At 67.4% G+C, this 2,395-nt stretch carries 1 protein-coding gene and 3 pseudogenes; all 4 read right to left on the bottom strand.

Features of this window, described 5'->3' with window-relative positions; translation table 11 throughout:
- Window positions 1–246, bottom strand: a pseudogene (locus OP79_RS48820) (ABC transporter permease); the annotation flags it as partial.
- The gene (locus OP79_RS48815) at window positions 243–1,139 is read right to left on the bottom strand and encodes an ABC transporter permease (protein WP_033329687.1); all 897 of its coding nucleotides are present in this window, start codon (window positions 1,137–1,139) and stop codon (window positions 243–245) included. The gene OP79_RS48815 and the pseudogene OP79_RS48820, both read right to left, overlap by 4 nt.
- Window positions 1,140–1,142: 3 nt before the next feature.
- A pseudogene (locus OP79_RS56700) lies at window positions 1,143–1,845 on the bottom strand (ABC transporter ATP-binding protein); the annotation flags it as partial.
- 195 nt (window positions 1,846–2,040) lie between these two features.
- A pseudogene (locus OP79_RS57950) lies at window positions 2,041–2,331 on the bottom strand (ABC transporter substrate-binding protein); the annotation flags it as partial.
- Window positions 2,332–2,395: the final 64 nt, after the last annotated feature.

Raw genomic sequence — 2,395 nt, 5'->3', positions numbered from 1 at the left:
GAACACGGTGCTCAGGGCGGCGATCAGGGCGCTCAGGGAGAGCGCGGCCGGCCATTTGCTGCCGTCGGCGAACAGCGCCTTGTACCAGTTCAGCGTCCAGGTGTCGGGCGGGAAGGAGGCGAAGGCGTTGTTGCTGAACGAGGTGACGAGGATGACCACGATCGGCAGCGCCAGGAACAAAAGGATCACGGTGGCGACCGCGGTCAGGACGATCCGTCCGGCCAGGGTGCTGCGCAGCTCCATCATGACGCACTCCTCTTCTTACGGCTGGCGCCCAGAGAGCTGACGAGCTTGACCAGCAGCAGTCCGGCGAAGGTGATCAGCAGCAGGATGACGCCCTGAGCGGCCGCCCCGTTCCACTGGTTTTCCTTCATCACCTGCTGGTTGATGAGGGTGGCGATCATCGTCTGGTTGGGTCCGCCCATCAGGGCCGGGGTGATGTAGTAGCCCAGGGAGAGGATGAAGCTGAGCAGTCCGGCACTGGCCAGCCCGGGCGAGACCAGCGGCAGGTAGATGCGGCAGAAGATCGTCACGCGTCCCGCGCCCATGCTGGCCGCGGCCGCGAGCAGCCGGCGGTCCACGCCGCGCATCACGCCGTACAGCAGCAGCACGGTGTAGGGCAGCATCATCGAGGTGGTGCCGATGACCACACCCAGCTCGTTGTACAGCAGCTGGAACGGCGCCCCGGGGATCCACAGGTTGGACAGGGTCTCGTTCACCAGGCCCTTGTCACCGAGCATGATGATCCAGCCGTAGGTGCGCACCAGGGCACTGATGAAGTGCGGCACGACCACGACCAGCATCGCCACTCCGGCCCACAGGGGCTTCAGCCGGGAGATCGCGTTGGCCAGGACGAAGCCGAAGACGAGGCTCAGCAGCGCCGTCTCGGCGGAGATCCGCAGCGTGGTGAACAGCACCGAGAGGTTGACCCCGGTCAGCGCCTCGGCGTACCAGTGCAGCGTCAGTGCGCCGTCGGTGCCCTTCACGCTGAGGAACAGCGTGCTGAAGATCGGGTAGACGAACAGCACCAGCAGGTAGACGACGACCGGCAGCGCGTAGAGGATCCCGACCCGGGTCCGGCGCGAAGCCAGGAGCTTGCGCGGACGGGCGGGGGCGGTCGCGGTGAGGGTGGCGGCCATGACTCACCCGTCCTGTTCGGTGGGGAAGAGGTTGACGTCCTCGGGGTCGGCGCCGATGCCGACGCGTTCGCCGGTGACCGGTCCGCGTCCGGCGGGTACTTCCAGGCGCAGCAGCGGTGCGTCGCCGCCGTCGATCCGCACGCCGGCGCGGACCAGGGTGCCCACGTACGTGGCGGTCTCCACCGTGCCGGTACAGAAACCGTCGTCGGGGGCACAGGCCCGCAGCCGGCCCGGCTGGACGGCGGCCTTGCGTCACATAGATGACGGTCAGGCCGAGTTCCTGCTGGATGGTCTTGATCTCCACCTGCAGCTGGTCACGGAGCTTCTTGTCCAGCGCGCCCAGCGGCTCGTCCATCAAGATGACCGGCGGGCGGTAGACCAGCGCCCGGCACAACGCCACCCGCTGCTGCTGACCACCGGACAGCTCACGCGGCTTGCGGCCGCCGAACTTGGACAGGCCCGCGATCTCCAGCGTCTCCCCCACCCGGCGGCGGATCTCGTCCTTCGCCACCCCACGCAGGGTGAGCGGGAAGGCGACGTTCTCGCTCACGCTCATGTGCGGGAACAGGAGGTACTGCTGGAAGACGAAACCGAGGTTGCGTTTCTGTGGGGCGAACCGGGTGACGTCGCGGCCGCCGACGGTGATGGTGCCGGAGTCCGGTTCGCAGAACCCGGCGATCATCATCAAGGTCGTGGTCTTGCCCGAAGCCCACTCCAACCAGCGCTTGGTGACGGCCGATTCGTTCTTCAGCCACCAGTCGATGTCCGCGTCGAAACCCTCGTCGTAGTACTTGGGCGCACCGGCCAGTGCGTTGCGCTCGTCCTCGGAGAGCTTCTCGTAGGCCAGCGGAGAGGACGGGTTCGACGGGAAGGCCTTGGCCAGGTTGGCCTGGCTCTCGGCACGCAGCGAGAAGTCCATGAGCTGGTAGGCGCCGTCCACGTTGGCCGCGCCCTTGGCGATGGCGTAGCCCTGGAACTGGCGGCGCATACCGTTCAGCTGCCGTGCCACCGGGACGCCCTGCTTCTGCAGGTCGGCGATCCGGCCGTCCCAGACGGTGGACATTGTCACCTCTTCGCGGCTCAGCAGCACACCGGGGAGCGGGCCGCTGTCCCAGAACTTCTTGATGTCGCCCCGCAGCCGGGTCAGCACCTTGAAGGCGCGGTCCACATCGAGCGGGTACAGCTTGTCCATCGGCACGCCGTCGGCCAGCAGCGCGAACTCCAGCTCGGGCAGGTCACCGTCCGGGCTGACCATC

Origin of the sequence: Streptomyces yerevanensis (assembly GCF_000716805.1) — a bacterium.
Classification (GTDB): Bacteria; Actinomycetota; Actinomycetes; order Streptomycetales; family Streptomycetaceae; genus Streptomyces; species Streptomyces flaveus.
Note: the sequence above shows the minus strand (reverse complement) of the source record. Positions and strands in the feature narration are given on the sequence as shown.